The organism is Mycobacterium sp. NGS15 (assembly GCF_059813245.1).
Map to the genome: position 1 here is coordinate 73118 of NZ_JCALEF010000002.1, position 18314 is coordinate 91431.

The 18314-nt window shown below is 64.8% G+C and carries 18 protein-coding genes and 1 pseudogene; 11 read left to right on the forward strand and 8 right to left on the reverse strand.

All coding sequences use genetic code 11. The annotated features are described in order from the left end of the window. Positions 1–59: 59 nt before the first annotated feature. The 11 genes from AC5Y5C_RS04575 (at position 60) to AC5Y5C_RS04625 (ending at position 11533) form a co-directional block, all read left to right on the forward strand. Positions 60–326 carry a helix-turn-helix domain-containing protein gene (locus tag AC5Y5C_RS04575; RefSeq protein ID WP_078290787.1) on the forward strand — a complete coding sequence of 89 codons (267 nt, stop codon included), beginning with the start codon at positions 60–62 and terminating at the stop codon, positions 324–326. Between the two features lie 25 nt (positions 327–351). Beyond that, on the forward strand, positions 352–1686 hold the full coding sequence (locus AC5Y5C_RS04580; protein ID WP_499969482.1) for a glycosyltransferase 87 family protein: 1335 nt from the start codon (positions 352–354) through the stop codon (positions 1684–1686). 10 nt (positions 1687–1696) lie between these two features. Beyond that, positions 1697–2707 carry a PHP domain-containing protein gene (locus AC5Y5C_RS04585; RefSeq protein WP_499969484.1) on the forward strand — a complete coding sequence of 337 codons (1011 nt, stop codon included), beginning with the start codon at positions 1697–1699 and terminating at the stop codon, positions 2705–2707. 44 nt (positions 2708–2751) lie between these two features. Beyond that, positions 2752–3345 (forward strand): TetR/AcrR family transcriptional regulator, encoded by a 594-nt coding sequence (locus AC5Y5C_RS04590; protein ID WP_499969486.1) that lies wholly within the window; start codon positions 2752–2754, stop codon positions 3343–3345. Then, on the forward strand, positions 3342–4904 hold the full coding sequence (locus tag AC5Y5C_RS04595; RefSeq protein WP_499969488.1) for a flavin-containing monooxygenase: 1563 nt from the start codon (positions 3342–3344) through the stop codon (positions 4902–4904). The genes AC5Y5C_RS04590 and AC5Y5C_RS04595 overlap by 4 nt, the downstream gene beginning before the upstream one ends. After that, positions 4888–5718, forward strand: a complete 831-nt coding sequence (locus AC5Y5C_RS04600; RefSeq protein ID WP_499969490.1) for a mycofactocin-coupled SDR family oxidoreductase — start codon at positions 4888–4890, stop codon at positions 5716–5718. Before AC5Y5C_RS04595 ends, AC5Y5C_RS04600 begins: the two co-directional genes overlap by 17 nt. Continuing rightward, on the forward strand, positions 5715–6950 hold the full coding sequence (locus tag AC5Y5C_RS04605) for a cytochrome P450 (protein ID WP_499969492.1): 1236 nt from the start codon (positions 5715–5717) through the stop codon (positions 6948–6950). Before AC5Y5C_RS04600 ends, AC5Y5C_RS04605 begins: the two co-directional genes overlap by 4 nt. Positions 6951–6955: 5 nt before the next feature. Then, a complete protein-coding gene (locus AC5Y5C_RS04610; protein ID WP_499969494.1) occupies positions 6956–8893 on the forward strand; it encodes a flavin-containing monooxygenase in 1938 nt (645 codons plus the stop codon). A gap of 87 nt (positions 8894–8980) precedes the next feature. Then, entirely contained in the window at positions 8981–10465 is a 1485-nt protein-coding gene (locus AC5Y5C_RS04615; protein WP_499969496.1) for a flavin-containing monooxygenase, read from the forward strand. Next, the gene (locus AC5Y5C_RS04620) at positions 10466–11248 is read left to right on the forward strand and encodes an enoyl-CoA hydratase/isomerase family protein (RefSeq protein ID WP_499969498.1); all 783 of its coding nucleotides are present in this window, start codon (positions 10466–10468) and stop codon (positions 11246–11248) included. It abuts the gene before it with no gap. A gap of 105 nt (positions 11249–11353) precedes the next feature. After that, positions 11354–11533 carry a hypothetical protein gene (locus AC5Y5C_RS04625; protein WP_499969500.1) on the forward strand — a complete coding sequence of 60 codons (180 nt, stop codon included), beginning with the start codon at positions 11354–11356 and terminating at the stop codon, positions 11531–11533. Here the strand turns inward: AC5Y5C_RS04625 and AC5Y5C_RS04630 are convergent. The 8 genes and pseudogenes from AC5Y5C_RS04630 to AC5Y5C_RS04665 form a co-directional block, all read right to left on the reverse strand. Further along, positions 11523–12809, reverse strand: coding sequence for a D-arabinono-1,4-lactone oxidase (locus AC5Y5C_RS04630; RefSeq protein ID WP_499969502.1), 1287 nt, complete (start codon positions 12807–12809; stop codon positions 11523–11525). The two genes, AC5Y5C_RS04625 and AC5Y5C_RS04630, sit on opposite strands and share 11 nt — an antisense overlap. Then, positions 12806–13993, reverse strand: coding sequence for an amino acid deaminase/aldolase (locus tag AC5Y5C_RS04635; protein ID WP_499969503.1), 1188 nt, complete (start codon positions 13991–13993; stop codon positions 12806–12808). The genes AC5Y5C_RS04630 and AC5Y5C_RS04635 overlap by 4 nt, the downstream gene beginning before the upstream one ends. Beyond that, positions 13993–14481 (reverse strand): ribonuclease E activity regulator RraA, encoded by a 489-nt coding sequence (gene rraA, locus AC5Y5C_RS04640; RefSeq protein ID WP_499969505.1) that lies wholly within the window; start codon positions 14479–14481, stop codon positions 13993–13995. The genes AC5Y5C_RS04635 and rraA overlap by 1 nt, the downstream gene beginning before the upstream one ends. Before the next feature lie 9 nt (positions 14482–14490). Beyond that, positions 14491–15258, reverse strand: a pseudogene (locus AC5Y5C_RS04645) (MerR family transcriptional regulator). Positions 15259–15359: 101 nt separating this feature from the next. Continuing rightward, a complete protein-coding gene (locus tag AC5Y5C_RS04650; protein ID WP_499969506.1) occupies positions 15360–16031 on the reverse strand; it encodes a hypothetical protein in 672 nt (223 codons plus the stop codon). Between the two features lie 149 nt (positions 16032–16180). After that, on the reverse strand, positions 16181–16747 hold the full coding sequence (locus AC5Y5C_RS04655; protein ID WP_499969508.1) for a copper resistance CopC family protein: 567 nt from the start codon (positions 16745–16747) through the stop codon (positions 16181–16183). Then, a complete protein-coding gene (locus AC5Y5C_RS04660; protein ID WP_499969510.1) occupies positions 16747–17412 on the reverse strand; it encodes a YcnI family copper-binding membrane protein in 666 nt (221 codons plus the stop codon). Before AC5Y5C_RS04660 ends, AC5Y5C_RS04655 begins: the two co-directional genes overlap by 1 nt. 3 nt (positions 17413–17415) lie before the next feature. Beyond that, on the reverse strand, positions 17416–18072 hold the full coding sequence (locus AC5Y5C_RS04665; RefSeq protein WP_499969512.1) for a DUF6474 family protein: 657 nt from the start codon (positions 18070–18072) through the stop codon (positions 17416–17418). Between the last annotated feature and the right edge of the window lie 242 nt (positions 18073–18314).

Genomic DNA, 18314 nt, shown 5'->3' on the forward strand with positions numbered 1-18314 from the left:
GTATTTAAATACCACCTTAGGGCTTTTGGTATTTAAATACCAAGACTAGAGTCGGCGGCATGGTTCGTCAGCCGCTCACCGCAGAGCAACTCGCCGCGGGTAAGCGTCTGGGTGGGCTGCTGCGCGCCGCGCGCGGGGACCGCCCCCTTGATGATGTCGCCCGTGCGTCGGGAATCTCGCCGGAGACCCTGCGCAAGATTGAGACCGGACGGCTCCCGACGCCCGCATTTGGTGCCGTCGTTCAACTGGCCGCAACGTTGCGTCTCGACCTCAACGACGTCGCGGCCGCTTGGCAGGACGAGGCCAAGATCGGCGCCGCGTCCTAACCGCCGCGGCCGTAAAATCGGCCGGATGCACAGGTGGGGTGGGGAGATGCGGCTGCCACGTGGTGCCGTTCTGGGTGCGTTGGCGGTGGCTGTCCTGGCCATGGTGGTACACAACCGCCTCGTCCCCTTCGACACGCGATTCTTTGGGCTGACCGAAAACGGCTACGACCTGGATACCTACCGTGCCGCGGTGCGCGGGCTCTGGGATGACAAGAGGCTGTACCGGGCCCCGGCGCTGAACCAGGCCTGGTTCGTCTACCCGCCCTTCGCAACGCTGGTTCTGGCGCCGCTTGCCTGGGCCTCATTCGGCGTCGCGAAGTGGCTGCTGCTTGCGCTGTCCATCTGTGCGTTGGCAGTGATCGCATGGCGCATCCTGCGTCTGGCCGGCATGCGCGCGGACATCCGGCTCGCCGCGATGAGTGCCGCGCTCGCGGCCATCGTCATCGATGTCGAGCCGGTGCAGGCCACCCTTTGGTGGGGACAGATCAACGTCCTGCTCATGGCGGTGGTGCTGCTGGATCTGGTGCGACCGAATCAGGGGCGGTGGCAGGGGATCGGCCTCGGTCTTGCCGCGGGTATCAAGCTCACCCCGCTGGTCTTTCTGCCGTATCTGCTGCTCACGCGGCAATGGCGTGCCTCCGTGACCGCGACGGCCACCTTCGCCGCCACCGTGGCGCTGATCTGGCCACTGCTGCCGCGCGACAGCGCATGGTTTTGGAGTCATGTAGGCGATACCGCGCACATCAGCCGGATCGACCACCTGGCGAACCAGTCGATCAACGGATTCCTGGCCCGGTACTTCTTCCCGCACGCGCGCCCGGAGTGGCTATGGATTGTGTTGAGCCTCTTGGTACTTGCTAGCGGTATGGCCGTCGCGGTGTGGGCGCACCGCAGGGGAGAACGGCTCTTGGCCGTGGTGTTGGTGGGACTTACCGGTTGCGCGGTGTCTCCGTTCAGCTGGGCCGCGCACTGGGTGTGGTTCGCCCCCGCGATCATCTGGCTCGTCGCGAAGGCATGCACCACCGGGCGGCCCTGGTCGAACGGCTGGGCCTGGCGTGCGGTGGGTCTGTTCGCCATGGTCTTCATGTGGACCCTGCACCGGCCAGGTCGCGGGCACACCACGATCTACTTCAGCGGGGTGTATTGGAACTTCCTCGACCTGCGACCGTTCTGGATAGGCCAGCTGATGAGTGGCTGGTATCCATTGGCGTTCTTGTGCTTCATGATCGGCGCCGTCAGCTGGCTGCGGCTGAGCTCGCCGACAGAGTTTGACGAACTGGACGAGCTGGCGATGCTGTCGGCGGAGATTGAGGACTATCCGCCAGATAATCGTGATGAGGAGCTGGCGGCACGCGCCTAGAGTCCTGGACATGGACCCCGTCGCAGCCCTGCGTGAGATCGCCTACTACAAGGAACTCGCTCGCGAGGAGTCGCGCCGCGTCATGGCGTACCGGAAGGCCGCCGACGTTATCGCTGCGCTCAGTCCCGAAGAGCGAGAGCGCCATGGCGCCGGCAAGACCTGGAAGAGCCTGACGGGCCTGGGGCCCAAGACGGCGACCGTCGCCGTCGAGGCCTGGGCCGGCAAGGTGCCCAGCACTCTCGAACAGCTGCGCGCCAACGCCAAGAGCACCGGCGGTGGCAGTATGCGCGCCGCACTCAAGGGGGACCTGCATCTGCATTCGAACTGGTCGGACGGCTCGGTGCCCATCGAAGAAATGATGAGCGCCGCCAAGGCGCTTGGCCACGAATACTGTGCGCTCACCGACCATTCGCCCCGCCTGCGCGTTGCCAATGGGCTGTCAGCTGAACGGTTGCGCGCCCAGCTGAAGGTCATCGGTGGACTGCGGGATCAGGTGGCGCCCATGCGAATCCTCACCGGTATTGAGGTCGACATCCTGGATGACGGCGCGCTGGACCAGGACCCCGAGCTTCTCGACCAGCTCGACATCGTTGTGGCGAGTGTGCATTCCAAGCTTGCGATGGACTCTGCCGCGATGACCCGGCGCATGATCGCCGCCGTCACCAATCCGCGTGTCGACGTGCTGGGCCACTGTACGGGTCGGCTGGTGGAGGGGGAGCGAGGTACCCGAGGCGAATCGACATTCGATGCGGCAGAGGTCTTCCGGGCGTGCCGCGACTCGGGCACCGCCGTCGAGATCAACTCTCGCCCGGAGCGCCGCGATCCGCCGCGCCGCCTGCTCGACCTCGCGCTGAACATCGGGTGCGACTTCTCCATCGACACCGACGCGCACGCACCGGGGCAGCTGGAATTCTCCGGATATGGCTGCGAGCGCGCGCTGGAGGCCGGCGTTCCGGAGGAACGAGTGATCAACACGTGGCCCGTTGAGGAACTGTTGGCCAGGACCACAACGGGCGGCTGATCGCCTATTGACACTTTGAACACATTCGCGCAAAGTGTTCAAACGTGAAGCTTGTGAAGACAGCGGGCCCGCGCGGTGAGGTACCCGAGCCGATCGTCGCTGCCGTTGCGCAGACCCTGGTCCGCTCCGGAATTCAACGTTTCAGCCTGTCGGCCGCGGCCGACGAGGCGGGCGTCTCCCGCGGAACCATCTACAACTGGTTCGGTGGCAAGAAGGAGGCCATCGACGTCGCCGTCGGCTTCATCGCCGGTGCCTTCATCGAGCTGTTCGCGGGGGCGGTGAGCGCCAAGACCACCCTGACCGACCAGGTCGGCGAGGCGGCGGTACGCATCAGCGACCACCGCGCGTGGTCCGATCGCCTGGACCCGACGCTGCACGTGTCCAACGTGTTGGAGCTGGTGCTCGACGAATGTGGTGATGACCTGATGCGCCGGTCGGTCGAATTCTGGGCGCCGCAGGTCGAGGCCGCCAAAGAACGCGGCGAGATCGGTCAGGATGTCGACGCCACCGAAGGCGCCGAATGGATCATGCGAACGCTGATGAGCATCGAAGTGCTGCCTGCCATCTCCGTGAATCTGAAGGACCCGGCCGTGGTGCGCGACTACTTCTCTCGATTCGTCCTGCGTGGACTGGCATGAGCGACATCGACTGTCAGGTCGCGATTATCGGCGCCGGTCCGGGCGGTATCGCCGCCGCACACTACCTGCGTCAGCAGGGTATCGACGACTTCGTGATCCTGGACCGTGCCGAGGATTTCGGTGGCACCTGGCGTGACAACACCTATCCGGGCCTTGGCGTAGATATCCCGGTGTTGTTCTACCAGTTGAGCTTTGCACGAACGGGCCGGTGGAAGAAGCTATTCGCCGACGGTGCCGAAATCCAGCGTTATCACCTGTCGGTGGCAGAAGAACTCGGGTTGCGCAGGCACTTTCGGGGAGGCAGCGCCGTCACCGCGGAACGCTGGAACGAGGACGGCGGATACTGGGAGCTGACCGTGGCCGGGAAGCCGAGCATTCGGGCCCGGTACGTCATCAGTGCGGTAGGCGGATACATCGACACCAAACCGGGCCCCGATATCCCCGGCCTCAGCGACTTCCGCGGCAGAACCATGCGACCCAATGCGTGGGACCATACCTACGATTACGCGGGTAAGCGTGTCGCGGTGGTCGGCACCGGTTCCAGCGGCATCCAGATTGCCCCCGCTGTTGCCGGCGCAGCGGCGTCGGTCACGACATTCCAGCGCACCCCCGCATGGATTATTCCGAAACCCAACCCCGATCTCTCGCCCCGTACCCAGCGGATGCTGAGTGCGCCGTTCGTGTTGACAGTCATCAACGCGCTGATCGTCGGAGTCATGGACGCCGTACAGGCGGTGCTGTTCCATCTGCTGCCGCTGTTACCGGAATCCTTGTTGCGCCAGATGATTCCCCGCTACGACGATATGGCGCGGCGGTGGTACCGCAAGCTGCTGGCAGGCACCGTCAGGGACACCGTGTTGCGTGACGCCCTGATGCCCGGGTACGGGATTTTGGCGCGTCGCACCGTTTTATCCAACGACTTCCTGCAGGCCGTCGATGCCGGAAAGGTGCGGCTGGTGACCGACCCCATTGTGCGCGTCACCGCAACCGGCATCGAGACAAGGGACGGCACGCATCATGATGTCGATCTCTTGGTGTTGGCGACCGGGTACGAGATCTATACCGACCCGGAGCACTACAAGCCCGGAACTGTTCGGGGCCGTAACGGGTTTGACCTGGGCGAGTACTACCGCGACCACGAGATGCGGACCTATGGCGGCTCGGCGCTACCGGGCCTGCCCAACCGGTGGGTGTTGGTGGGCCCCGAGGGCAATCAAGGGCAGGGCTGGCACGCCATGGTGGAGGCCAATGCGCGCCACGCCGCTCGCGTCATTGCGGCATCCCGTCGCAGTCGCCGCGAGGTCGCTGAAGTGAGGCAACAGGCTTTCGACAAGTGGGTGCGCCGGATGGCCCATCAGGGCAAGGCGATTCGCCTGTACGCCACTGACTGCCAGCCGCCGCTGAGCACCTACTTCGTCAATTCCAAGGGCGAGGCCCGCTACTACCGGCCCCAGACGGTGAGCGAGATGAACTGGTTCTCACGGCATTCGCCACTCTCCGACTACTCGTTTCGTCCAGTCTCCCTGAAAGCAAAGGTGCTTCATGAGCAATCAGCCTGACAAGCCGCTCGCCGGGCGCGTCGCCTACATCACCGGGGCGGGGCGCGGCCAGGGCCGTGCGCACGCCATTCGGCTCGCCGCCGACGGAGCCGACATTGTGGCCATCGACACCTGTGACAAGCCGTCGCCCTACAACGAATACCCGGCCACCACTGCCGAAGATTTCGACGAGACCGTGGCAGCGGTCCGGGATCTGGGCCGCGAAATCATCGCCGAGCGCATCGACGTACGTGACCTCACCGGGCAGCAGAAAGTGATCAATGAGGCGATCACGCGATTCGGCCGCTTGGACATCGTGGTCGCCAATGCGGGCATCGCGAGCTGGGCGCGGCTGTGGGAGATCGAGGCCGATCAGTGGCGCGATGTCATCGACGTCAATCTGACCGGTGTGTGGAACACCATCAAGGCGGCGGTCCCCGCGATGATCGAAGCCGGCAACGGCGGGTCCATCATCACGGTGAGCTCCTCTGCCGGGATCAAGGCCATGCCGGGCTGCGGCCATTATGTGGCGGCCAAGTTCGGTGTGGTGGGGCTGACGAATTCGCTGGCGGTCGAGCTGGGGGAGTACGGGATTCGGGTCAACTCCATCCACCCCTACGGAACCAACACGCCGTTGGCGGCCGATGAATCGGTGCTGCGGATGTTCGAGAAGCACCCGGCATACCTGCAGAGCTTCAGCCAGACGCTGGTGGACAACGACAGGCTTGTCGAACCCGCCGAAATCGCCGAAGTGGTGGCCTGGCTCGCCGGCGATGCGTCCGGCGTCATGACCGGAGCTCAGATTCCCGTCGACAAGGGGTATTTGAAGCGATGACCAGATGCCCGTTCGCGCCCGGGTTCGATTTCACCGACCCGGATCTTATCCAGCAGCGTATCCCCGTCGAGGAGTTCGCATACCTGCGTAAGACCGAACCCGTCTGGTGGAACGCCCAGCCCAGGGGAGTGGCCGGATTCGACGACGACGGCTACTGGGTGGTGTCCAAACACGTTGACGTCAAGGAGGTATCGCGGCTCAATGACGTGTTCTCCAACAGCGTGAACACGACGGTGGTGCGCTACAACGAGGACATCACCGCCGAGCAGCTCGACATCCAGCGCCAGAACCTGCTCATCGACATGGATGAGCCCAAACATCGCATTCTGCGGCGCATCGTCTCGCCGTTGTTTACGCCCAAGGCCGTCAACGGATTACACGGACGATTGGTCGCGCGCGCCAAGAATATCGTGGAGGCCGCCGCCGAAAGGTCCAGCGGCAATTTCGTGTCCGATATCGCCTCGGTGCTGCCCATGCATGCCATCGCCGATCTGGTGGGCATCCCCGAGTCGGATCGTCAGCAGGTGCTGGACTGGACAAACCAGATGTTCGCCTATGACGACCCGGCCATCGGCAAAGATACCGCCACCGCCGCCACTGTTTCCATGCTGGGCTACGCCTACGCGATGGCCGAAGAGCGGCAAGTGAATCCGCGGGACGACATCCTCACCGGATTGGTCCAGGGTGCGTATGACGATCGTCCGCTTACCCCACTGGAGTTCGCCTACTTCGTCATCCAGCTCATGGTCGCGGGTAACGAAACCTCACGTAATGCCATCACACACGGTGTGCTGGCATTCGCCGACCACCCCGCGCAATGGGAGCTGTATCGGGAGCGCCGCCCGCAGACCACCGCCGACGAGATCATCCGCTGGGCCAGCCCGATCGTCGCCTTCCAGCGCACCGCGCTGCAGGACGTCGATCTCGGAGGCGTGCAGATACGGAAGGGTCAGCGCGTGGGGATGTTCTACGCCTCAGCCAACTTCGACGAGGAGGTGTTCGACAACCCGTTCACCTTCAACATCGAGCGCGACCCGAACCCGCATCTGTCCTTCGGAGGTCACGGGATCCACTACTGCCTCGGCGCAAACCTCGCCCGGCTGGAGATCGGCATCATGTTCGACGCCATGGCGGACAGGCTACCGGATCTCATGCCCACCGGAGCACCCACCCGATTCAGGTCGGGGTGGATCAACGGTGTCGTATCACTGCCCGCGAGCTACCTCGGGTAGGCGCCGTGAGTAACCGCTACGCGGGGCACTCCTTCACCACGTCCACACACGAGATCATCGCTGCCCTACAGGATGTCAGCGTCCCGACGCTGTTGTTGTCGTTGGTGCATATCACCGGCGATCCGCGGTACATCCGCGAATTCAAGCAGGCCGCCACCTTCCTCAACGAAGTTCAGGGCTTCATGTCCGAGGAGGACAAGGCGAGGGCCCGAGAGCTGGCACTCCAGGTGATCGTGGACTACCGCGATCGAGGATGCCCGGAACGGGAGCCACTTGACGCCGATGTCGTCCGGGAAATGGTGAATTGGGCTGCCTGTGAAGAGGTTCCCCAACAGTACCTGCCGCTGGTACTGGAGGAACTCGATCTGGAGGGCAGCGATCCGCGACGTGCCACACCTCTGGATTCGGAACAAACGAACAGCTTGCCCGTCGTCGTGATCGGTTGCGGCGAATCGGGGATCTTGGCTGGAATCAGGCTCGCACAGGCCAACATCCCGTTCACCATCGTCGAGAAGAACCCGGGCCCCGGCGGAACCTGGTGGGAGAATACGTATCCGGGCGCCCGTGTGGACGTCGCCAATCACTTCTACTGTTATAGCTTCGAGCCGAGCGATGGCTGGAGCCACTACTTCGCCGAACAGCCCGAGCTACGTGACTACTTCCAGCAGGTTGTCGACAGGCGCGGTCTCGGTGAGCACGTGCGATGGGAGACCGAGGCTGAGTCGGCGACCTGGAATGATCGACACGGGCGCTGGAACGTCCGGGTGCGCACTAAAGATGGCGCCGTACGGGAGCTTGCGGCCCGTGCCGTCATCAGCGCGGTGGGTCAGCTCAACCGCCCCAACATCCCGCACTTCGATGGCGCCGGGACCTTTACGGGCCCTGCCTTCCACTCCGCGCAGTGGGACGGCTCGGTAGATCTGGCCGGGAAACGTGTCGCCCTCATCGGCGCGGGTGCCAGCGGATTCCAGATCGCGCCGGCCATCGCCGAGACCGTAGAGCACCTGACCGTCTTCCAGCGCACCCCGCAATGGATGTTCCCCAATGCCATGTACCACGACCGGGTGGAGGACGGCGTGCGGTGGGCCATGAGACATCTGCCGTTCTACGGGCGCTGGTATCGATTCCTGCTCATGTGGCCCGGTGCGGACAAGGGGCTGGATGCCGCCGAGATCGATCCCGACTACCCCGACCAGGATTACGCGGTGAGCGCGATCAACGCCGCCGCACGAATGATGTTCACCGACTGGATAACCCAACAGGTGGGGGGTGATGAACGGCTACTCGGCCAGGTTTTGCCCGACTACCCGGCCACGGCTAAGCGGACACTCCAGGACAACGGCAGCTGGTTGCGCACCCTCCGGCGCGGCAATGTCGCGCTGGTACGCACACCGATCGACCGAATCGAGCCGGACGGCGTCGTCACCCGGGACGGTGCTGTGCACGCCGCGGATGTGATCGTGTACGCCACGGGATTTCGGGCCACCGAGGTGTTGTGGCCGATGCGGATCACAGGACGGGACGGCGTCGAGCTGCGCAGCATGTGGGGGGAACGGCCTTACGCGCATCGCGGCATCACCGTTCCGGGGTTCCCCAATTTCTTCATCCTCTACGGACCCGGCACCCACCTGGCCCACGGCGGGAGCCTTATCTTCCAATCCGAACTGCAGATGCGGTACATCACCCAATGCCTCGAACACCTGGCCGCCGACAGCACCCTGGCGATGGAGCCCGAGCCGCGCGCAGCGGCCCAGTGGCATCGGCGCACACAGGACCAGATCAAGAAGATGGTGTGGTCGCACCCTGCCGTCGAGCACTCCTATTTCAAGAACGCGGACGGCGAGATACACACCGTCAGCCCCTGGCGGCTACCCGAGTACTGGCATGCCGTCCGGAGTCCGGACTGGTCCGAGTACGTGTTCACCCGCACCGAACAACCCTGACCTGCGGCGTCGTCAGCACACTGCGCGCGCAATCGCAAGGGCCTAACTTTACTTTTATCCCCGATCCGTAAGCGGTAGCATCGCGGCATGTCCGAACACTTTGACGTGCTCATTGTCGGCGCCGGCATCTCCGGAATCAGCGCGGCCTGGCACATTCAGAACCGCTGCCCGTCCAAGACCTACGCGGTGCTTGAGGCCCGCGACGATATGGGCGGCACCTGGAACCTATTCAAATACCCGGGTATCCGGTCCGACTCGGACATGTACACGCTGGGCTTCCGCTTCTCGCCGTGGAACGACAGCCGCACGCTGGCGGACGGCCCGTCGATCTTGGACTACGTGCACAAGACCGCGGCCAATTCCGGAATCGACGGACACGTCCGGTATCGGCACAAGGTAGTCGGCGCGGCATGGTCCACGGAGACCCAGCAATGGACCGTCCAGGTGGATCACGACGGCAAGATCGTCGAGTACACCTGCTCGTTCCTGTTCTGCTGCAGCGGCTACTACGACTACGACCAGGGCTATTCGCCGGAGTTCCCCGGCGTGGCCGATTTCAAGGGCACCGTAGTGCACCCGCAGCACTGGCCCGAGGACCTCGATTACAAGGGCAAGAAGGTCGTGGTGATCGGCTCCGGCGCCACCGCGGTGACTCTGGTTCCGGCGATGGCGCCCGATACCGGTCACATCACCATGCTGCAGCGCTCGCCCACGTACATCCTGTCGCTGCCGAACGAGAACCCGATCATTAATGGTTTGCGAAAGATATTGCCGCCCAAGGTTGCTTACCCGATCGCGCGCTGGATCAATATCGGTCAACTGATCTTCAGCTACCAGGCCAGCCGGAAGTTTCCGCGGGCTGCCCGGCGGATCATCATGCAGCAGGCCAAGCTTCAGCTGCCCAGGGGCTACGACTACAAGACGCACTTCGGTCCCAAGTACAACCCCTGGGACGAGCGCCTCTGCGTCGTGCCGAACGGTGACTTGTACAAGACGATCCGCAAGGGCAAGGCCGATATCGTCACCGACCACATAGAGACCTTCGACGAGACGGGGATAAAGCTCAAGTCGGGTAAGCACCTCGACGCCGACATCATCATCACCGCGACAGGTTTGAACCTGAAGTTCTTCAGTGGTGTCATCCCGACGGTCGATGGTGTGCCCGTGGACCTGCCCGCGCAGACCGTGTACAAGGGCGCGATGCTCACGGGTATCCCGAACATGGCGTTCACCATCGGGTACACCAACGCCTCGTGGACACTCAAGGCGGACCTGGTGTCCGAGTATGTCGGCCGACTGCTGAATTACATGGACGAGAACGGTTATGTCACAGCGGTTCCCGAGCTTGCCGACGAGACGCTTGAGAAGCAGCCGTTCATGGACTTCACTCCGGGCTACGTGCTGCGTGCCTTGGAAGAACTGCCGAAGCAGGGCGACAAGCACCCGTGGCGTTTGAAGCAGAACTACGCCTACGACATCGGGATGATGCGGCGTAGCCGGATCACCGAGGGCATGCGCTTCGGTAGGAAGAAGGCTGCGGCCGAGACGGCACCGGTGGCCGTCAACAGCTAGATGACCGAGCTCCTCACAGAGATTCGGGACGGGGTGGCGGTGCTCACCCTGCACGGCCCGGCGACGCGCAACGCATTCACGGCCGAGGTGGGTCGGGAGCTCGGCGCCGCCTATCGGCGGCTCGACGATGACTCGGCCGTGCGTGTCATCGTGCTTACGGGTACTCCGCCCGCATTCTGCAGTGGCGCGCAGATCTCGCCGGGTTCGGAAACGTTTTCTGCCCCGGACAATCCGGATTTTTCCGCGTCCCCCGTGCGGCCCGCCGCATTCGAACTGAGTACTCCCGTGATCGCGGCGGTGAACGGGCATGCCATCGGTATCGGGATGACGCTGGCGCTGCACGCCGACATCCGGATCCTCGCCGAGGAGGGCCGTTACGCCGTACCGCAGGTGAGATTCGGGGTAGCGCCGGATGCCATGGCGCACTGGACGTTGCCACGACTAGTAGGTACTGCGGTGGCTGCCGAACTACTGCTCACCGGTGCGGCATTCTCGGCCCGGAGGGCCGTCGAGGCCGGTCTGGCCAACAGATATCTGCCTGCCGAACAGGTACTGGCCGCTGCGTTGGACATGGCTCGTGATATCGCGATAAATGTCGCGCCGCAGTCCGCGGCGCTGACAAAGCGGCTGCTCTGGGACGCGCAGATGACGGGGATGCCACCCGCTGAGGTTGCGGCGCGCGAGACGAGCGATCACCTGCGGCTCATGGGCTCAGAGGATGCGGCCGAGGGCCCGCGTGCGTTCGCGGAGGGCCGCGCCCCACGCTGGAGTGGCCGCGGATAACGCCGCAGCGTGCCGCGGTTGAATCCTGCATCCCGCACGCCTAGTCTATATCTGGGTAAAGATCGTAACCAGATATTTATCGTGGCAACTGGGAGGGAGTGCACCGTGGGACGACACAACCGGCCGTCTGCCGTGGACGGTGTGCCCGCCACTGACTCGAGGCCGCCCGATGCGGACTGGACCGCCGACTTCGTCTGGGATAGCGAACCCCCGGATACGTCATTCGCGGTGATCGGCCCTGATCAGGCTTTCGTCCCAACTCCGCCGCCCTGGTTCAGGGGCTGACCGGTCCGAGGAGTCTGTCCAAGTAGCCGCCGCTGAACACGCCCTCGGGGTCGAATCTGGCGCGGACGTCTTGGAATGTCTGCCATTCCGGATAGCGCTGACTCAGCTGCGCGGCGGTCAAGGAGTGCCGCTTGCCCCAATGGGGGCGGCCGCCCAGCCTGATCAGGATGGGTTCGAGGTCGTGGAAATACGACTCCCATGGTCCGTGAATCGTCTGATGCACGGCCAAGTAGACGCTTTCGCGGCCATAGGCCGGGGCCAGTAGTGCGTCATCGGCCTGGGTGAAGCGGACCTCCAACGGGAAGGCCACCTGATGATGGTTCTGCTCAATCGTGGTCAGTGCGGTCTCGATGGCATCGCGAGCATTCTCCAGCGGAAGTGAATACTCCATCTCAGTGAACTTCACCTTGCGGGGGCTCGCGAACACCGCAGCGCTCTCATCCTGCGACTCGTTGGAACCAGCAAGACTGGCAACAAGTTTCGATATATACAGGGCTGCAGTGGGTACACGCCCGGCCGTCCACATCAACGCGCCGAGCGCGCCGTTTTCCACCAGATCGCGCTGAATCCAATGCCGCACCGGATTGCGGGGCCACGGGTCTTCCAGGGTGCGAGTCGACTGCAGCAGCAGGACCCGGCGTGTGTGCGGAAAGAGGTACAGCTCAAGGTGATCGGTATCGCTCAGCAATGTGGGCAGATCGGCCAGCACGGTGTCCAGATCGTGCACGGACTGGCGGCGGTGCAGCCGGAAGGCCGGAACACATTGCAGGGTGAACTCGGTAACCACGCCCAGCGCGCCCAATGAGATCCGTGCCGCCCGCAGTTCGTTGCCGCCGGTGATCTCGTGAATAGCGCCGTCGGCAGCCATGATTCGCATCGAAACGATGGTCTGCGAGATATTGCCGAACCGCAGGCCCGTCCCATGCGTTCCGGTTGCTGCCGCTCCGGCGAGAGTCTGGACGTCGATATCGCCGAGATTGGGCAGGGCCAGCCCGCGCCGCAACAATGTGCGGTTCAGATCATGCAGGTTGATGCCGGCCTGAACCCGCACCCGGTTCTGCTCATCCACCGAGACCAGTCGCCGCAGTTCTGAGGTGTCAACCTGCACACCGTCGGTGACGCACAGCTCGGTAAAGGAGTGCGACGAACCGACCGGTCGCACTGTCCGGCCTGCAGAACGTCTCAGGGCGAAAGCCAGCTCCTCCTCGGACCGCGGCCGGGCCACCAGTTCCGGTGCACAAGATGTTTGACCACTCCAGTTGTGCCACAGGCTCACAGGAACATCATTCCCTCACCGCGATAGGTGGATACCGATCCCGCATGCTGACCGTCCTCGACGAGCTGTAGTTCGGTGAAGTGCTCGCAGAGTTCGCCGGCCTTGGCGTGCCGGAACCACACCACATCGCCGATTTCCAGTTCCCGCGCGCCCCGCAACGGGGTCTGCACCTCCCCGGCACCCTCGGACGCGTCAAAGGACAAACCTGTGGGCCACGAGGGCACCGGCACGCGACTTGCCCCGGCAGGGCCGCTGGCGATGTACCCACCGCCCAGTACCGTCGCTAGGCCGGGTGCTGGTTTGCGCACCACCGGCAGCGCGAACGCGGCGGCCGGATCCAGGTGCAGGCTGCGGTAGTTGTCGAAAAGTGCCGGGGCGAAGAAGCCAGACCCGGCAGCCAATTCGGTGGCGAATCCCAGGCCCGCGATGCGGGCGAGGCTGCCCGTACCACCGGAGTTCACCAGCTCGAGCGGCGGTGCTCCGGCGGCCCGGAGCCGCGCGGTTACCGCATCCAGCAGCCGAGGGAGACGCTGGCCGAGGTCGCGCAGCGAGGACGCTTGCATGCCGCGAACTGCCAACTGGTACCACGGGTTTCCCGGGACGATGTCGCCGACGCCGGCGATCTGTCCGTCATAGGCCATCACCGCCGCGAGCCGCAGCCCCGGGGTGGCGCACACCAGATCGGTGAGGGCGGCCGCCTGTTCGGGGGTGTGCACCGGCGATCGCTTGGGCCCTAGATGTACCGGGCCGTCGAGGGGACGCCACCCGGCGTCGATATCCAGGCACACCGGGATCGGTGCGTTGGTCTCCTGGGATACCGCCGCGAGCAGATTCACATGCTCGGCGGAATCGATCAGGGGGCGGATGACGGAGCGATGCCGGGCCGCCGTGGCCAGGGCGCCCCGGTCGACACTGGGGTAGGCGATCAGTAGATCGTCGACGCCGGCGTCGGCGAGATGCACGGCCTCCGCGGGTGTGAAGGCGAGCACCCCCCGAAAACCTGGTATTTGCAAAAACTTTCGTATCAGTGTGGTGCTGCGTATCGACTTGCTGGCCACTCTGATCGGCAGACCGGAGGCGGCGGCCACCAGCGACGCGGCGTTGGCCCGCGCCGCGTCCACATCGACCGCAGCCAGTGGTACGGGTGCTCCCCTGAGCGCCTCGGCCAGCCGCCGCACCGACATCAGGCAGGAACCACGACAACGCCGTCGTGGTCGGCGTAACAGATCGCCCCCGGTGTGAAGTCGATACCGCCGAAGCTGACGACGATGTCGCGCTCCCCGGCACCTGTCTTGGTGCCCTTGCGCGGGTTGGTGCCGAGGGCCTTGATGCCGATATCCATGGTGGCCAACTCGGCACTGTCCCGAACCACACCGTTGATCACCAGGCCCGACCATCCGCTATCGACGGCGATCCCGGCGATGATGTCGCCGACCAGCGCGCAATGCAGCGATCCGCCGCCGTCGATCACCAGGATGCCACCCGAACTAGGCTCTGAGAGAATGGATTTCAGTAAAGCGTTGTCATGATGGCAGCGCACTGTGGTGATGGCCCCGGCGAATACGGGCCGCCCCCCGAACTGGGTGAGCTGAAGATCGCAACTGGCCATGTCGATGCCCAGCTCGTCTCCCAGGTCGGCGGTCGGTTGGGGTGTGATCGGTGCTGTCGTCATACCCTGAGTTTATTGCCCAGGTTGAGTAGCCTCTGAAGCCACCGCCGCGGCGATCACATCGTGCAGCCACTGCGCAAGACCGGGCTCCGCGTCGTCGTAGTAGGCCCGGAACCGGTCGTCCGTCACGTACATCTACGCAAGACACACCTGCATCTGCGGGGAGCAGTCAAAGAACTCGTCGATGCTGCGCCGGTGGGCGTGTGCCAATGCGTCGGCCCGCTTCGACCCCGGTGCCACACTGTCTCGTTTGGCGGCCGCGAGATCGGCAAGGAGCCGGTCACCCTCGGCCTTGATCCGGACCCAGTCCTCCTTGGTGTACTGGGCCGAGCGCTCCTGGCTTTGCCTCCAGACCGCGGTATCGCCCCAGCGCTGATGTGCCTCTGCCGCGTACTCGTCGACGTATTTGTTGTCGCCGAAGATCTCGATCTGCTCCTCGACGGACAGCTGAATACCGCTTTTGTGAGCGTTCATCATCTTCTCCACTGCCGCGACCATGTGGTGCAAGCGGTCGATACGGTCCAACAGCAGGGAGCGCTGGCTTTCCAGGTGCGCGTGCATGTCGGTATCCGGATTGTCGAGCAGGGCCGCTATCTGCTCAAGGCCAAACCCCACCTCGCGATACAGCAGCACCAGATGCAGCCGTTCGATATCGGTGTCGGTGTATCCGCGGTAGCCGGCCTGGGTACGTGCGCCGGGCACCACGAGACCGATCTCGTCATAGTGGTGCAGTGCCCGGACCGAGAGGCCGGTCAGTTCGGAGACCCGACCCACCGTCATCAGGTTTGGTCCACTTGTGTCTTCGTTCACGTCCGACACTGTGCGGCCTCCCGTGACGTGAGGGTCAAGCCTTTTCTCGTGACGGCGGCGGGTGAAGCCGATCAGTCCAGTTCGGTGGCGTCCTCGTGGCCACGCCGGCGCCGCAGCAGCAGCAACACGAGGATCGCGAACGCGGCACCGAACGCGATCTTCAGGTTCGGCGATTGTCTGCCCGCTTCGGGCGCGGGGCCGGGAATCGGGGGCGGGGCCGAATCGACCGTCGACTTAGCCTGCGCGGCAGCCTCCCGGGCCGCCGCTGCGAGATCCGGCTGGGCAGGTTCAGGTGTGGGTGCCGGTTTGGCCGCCTCCGGTTGAGGCGCCTCGACAACCGGCTTGGGGGCCTGAGCTACGGGCTGAGCAGCGGGCGCCGGCTCAGGCTTGGGGGCCGCGTCTGGCGCCGACGCCGGGGGTGCAGCTGGCTTGGGGGCTTCGGACGCCGGCGTTTCGGATGCCGGTGCCTCCGCGGGCTTCGCTGGTTTGGCGGGCTTCGGTGCGGCAGGCGGCTTCGGTGTGGGTGCCGGCGCCGGGGTGGCGTTGGAGCCGGATTCGGCCTTGGGCCCCGACTTCGGCGGTGCCGACGAGCCAGCAGGTCGTTTAGCAGGCGCGCGTTTGGCCGCTGGACGTTTCGCGGCCTTCGCGGGGCGGGCCGGTGCCGCGGGCTTTGGTGCGTCGCCGCCGACGGGCTTCTCCGGTGTCTGGTTGGGCTCGTTAGCCGAATTGTCCTGGTCCGCCATGCGCCTGCTCCTTCGCAAGTTTCGGTCGTCCTGGGTGTTCGTGGCGCGCACGCGGCCACGATGGGCGGCTCACACCCGGATCTCTGCCGCCCCGCCGTTGTCCATCATGCCGTCACACCGTAAAAAGGCCAGTCGGCCCCCTTCGCGGTCTACGACTGACGACGCTGAGTCCAGATGAGCGCCGCGCCCACAGAGACCACCACTGCCACGACGAACGGCCACATGGGCAGGTCGCCGTCGGTCGGATTCGCGGAAGGCACCGGAGCAGAAGAACTCGTCCCCGAGGGCTGCTGGGACACCGTCGGTGCGCCTGCGGAGGCCGGCGCACCCGAGCCGGTGATGGTGAACTGCCAGGATCCGTCGACCGGGTGCCCGTCCTCGGAGATCACCCGAAAGTTCACCGCGTACTTTCCCGCGGGCGCTCCCGCCTTCATCCCGACAGAGATCGTCGCACCGGACACCACCGGATCGCCCGCCTGCCACTGGTCGGTCTTGGCATCCGGCCCGATGATCGTCAGCGCGGAAAAACGTTTCTGCAGCGGCTCGTTGAAGGTGGCGCTGACCTGGGCGGGGGGCCCGGACAGCACGGCGTTCTCCGCCGGATCGGAGGACACCTTGACGGCGTGCGCGGCCGCCACGCCGGGCAACACCAGGCCCAGGGCCAACACGATAAAGGCAGACAAGAACACGGACACCGACTTGCGTAGAACCACCATCACTGTTGCCTCCGCCGATTTGTGACCGCAAGCACGAGCGCGACGGCACCGAGGATCACGCCGATCCCGCCGAACCAGCGGGCCGTCTTATCCGGATGTACCGCGCTCTGCCCGGAATCATGGGTTGCCGATACCTGGGGCGCGTGCGCCGAGTGTCCATCGTGATCGGCCTTGCTCTGCGTCAGGTCGAGCGCAGGTGCGGGGTGCTCCGGCTCGGTACCGCCGGGCTGGGCCTGCTGATCCCACGTGACGACCTGACCGTCGGCATACGTCTGTATCGCGGGGAAGACCACCGACTCGGTATCGGGGAGTTTGACGCGCACCCGGAACAAGGCGAACTGGTCGGGCCCGATCCCATTGCCCGGGACGGCCTTCCAAGTCACAGATCTGACCGTGCCCTTCGCGGCGTCCCGATCCACGGTGCTGGTCCAGCCCGGGAGCAGCTCCGTGCTCGCCGAGCCGACATCCGGTAGCCGGACCGTCAACTCGGTGGTCAGCGCCTTGCTCTGGGATTCGTTGGGAACCGAGAACTCCAGCGTCGCGTAGCCACCGCGGGCGGTGTTATCCGTGGTCACGCGCACGTGGGCGGACGCCGGAACAGCCAGAACCAATAGTGCCGCGGCCGCCGCGGTCGACACCGCGATCAGTCGGGGAAACATGCGCATGGATTACCTCACTCCGAGTCGGGCAAGCAGATCTGCGTCGATACCGTCGAGCTCGCGGGCGATGGCGGCATGGGCCGCGCGCCTGCGGGTCGGCGGCATGTGTTCGGAGGCCCCCACTGCGGTACCCAACTCTTCCAGCCGGGCACGGACCGTCGAGGTGAACTTCTTGGTTTCCGCGTCCTTGGGTGCCCGGTCGAGGACGGCCTGGAGGGACTGCTCAGCGCCGGCGATACGGGCCGACAGCTCCGCTCCGACGCCCGAGTACTGGCCAAGCTCTGCAAGCGGTATGCCAAGGCGATCGGCGCGGCGTTGATCCAACACCCCGCGGACCGCGATGGCCCCCTTGTACAGCACCGGCAGCAGCACCGGGGCCAGCAGCCGCACCACAGTCAGGGTGCGTTTGATCCGGGTGGGCGAGAGCAGCTTGCCCTCCCGCACGGCCCTGAGCTGGTCCTGGGCGATCTGCCGCTGAGCCTTCAATGTCGCGAGCTCCGTCTTGCGCGAGTCGCGCCGGGCGGCCGACTCCGAACGCGCCTGCATGAGCATCCGTCGCCGGTCGTTACGCGCCGCCAATCTGGCTTCGAGCTTGGCCTTCGCCTTCAGAGCCCGAGCCTCGGCACGTTTCGTCGAGCGGCTCTTGCGGCTGGTGAGAAAACCCATCCCAGCGGCCTCCGTTCATCGCGTTGCGAGTGTGGCGCTAACCCTAGCGCGCCGGCCCGCGCTGGCCCCGTGCGGATGGGACCGCGTATTCAGGTGGTCGCGCCGCACGCTGCAAAGGTTCCCGATAGTCTCCAGCGAAGTCCTAGAAGCCGCCATTCTGGCGTTGCATGGGGAACATGAGGTGAAAGGGGCCACAATTTGCGATAGATATTTGACCTCCGAGCAAATTCCCGGCATGCTGT

Bases quoted from the DNA above. Each gene is read 5' to 3' on its own strand.
- AC5Y5C_RS04635 (WP_499969503.1), bottom strand. From the start codon at position 13,993: ATGTCGGTGCGGCGGCTGGCCGAGGCGCTCAGGGGAGCACCCGTACCA.
- AC5Y5C_RS04665 (WP_499969512.1), bottom strand. From the start codon at position 18,072: ATGGGTTTTCTCACCAGCCGCAAGAGCCGCTCGACGAAACGTGCCGAG.
- AC5Y5C_RS04595 (WP_499969488.1), top strand. From the start codon at position 3,342: ATGAGCGACATCGACTGTCAGGTCGCGATTATCGGCGCCGGTCCGGGC.
- AC5Y5C_RS04600 (WP_499969490.1), top strand. From the start codon at position 4,888: ATGAGCAATCAGCCTGACAAGCCGCTCGCCGGGCGCGTCGCCTACATC.
- AC5Y5C_RS04575 (WP_078290787.1), top strand. From the start codon at position 60: ATGGTTCGTCAGCCGCTCACCGCAGAGCAACTCGCCGCGGGTAAGCGT.
- AC5Y5C_RS04650 (WP_499969506.1), bottom strand. From the start codon at position 16,031: ATGGCGGACCAGGACAATTCGGCTAACGAGCCCAACCAGACACCGGAG.
- AC5Y5C_RS04655 (WP_499969508.1), bottom strand. From the start codon at position 16,747: ATGGTGGTTCTACGCAAGTCGGTGTCCGTGTTCTTGTCTGCCTTTATC.
- AC5Y5C_RS04620 (WP_499969498.1), top strand. From the start codon at position 10,466: ATGACCGAGCTCCTCACAGAGATTCGGGACGGGGTGGCGGTGCTCACC.
- rraA (WP_499969505.1), bottom strand. From the start codon at position 14,481: ATGACGACAGCACCGATCACACCCCAACCGACCGCCGACCTGGGAGAC.
- AC5Y5C_RS04585 (WP_499969484.1), top strand. From the start codon at position 1,697: ATGGACCCCGTCGCAGCCCTGCGTGAGATCGCCTACTACAAGGAACTC.
- AC5Y5C_RS04580 (WP_499969482.1), top strand. From the start codon at position 352: ATGCACAGGTGGGGTGGGGAGATGCGGCTGCCACGTGGTGCCGTTCTG.
- AC5Y5C_RS04615 (WP_499969496.1), top strand. From the start codon at position 8,981: ATGTCCGAACACTTTGACGTGCTCATTGTCGGCGCCGGCATCTCCGGA.
- AC5Y5C_RS04660 (WP_499969510.1), bottom strand. From the start codon at position 17,412: ATGCGCATGTTTCCCCGACTGATCGCGGTGTCGACCGCGGCGGCCGCG.
- AC5Y5C_RS04605 (WP_499969492.1), top strand. From the start codon at position 5,715: ATGACCAGATGCCCGTTCGCGCCCGGGTTCGATTTCACCGACCCGGAT.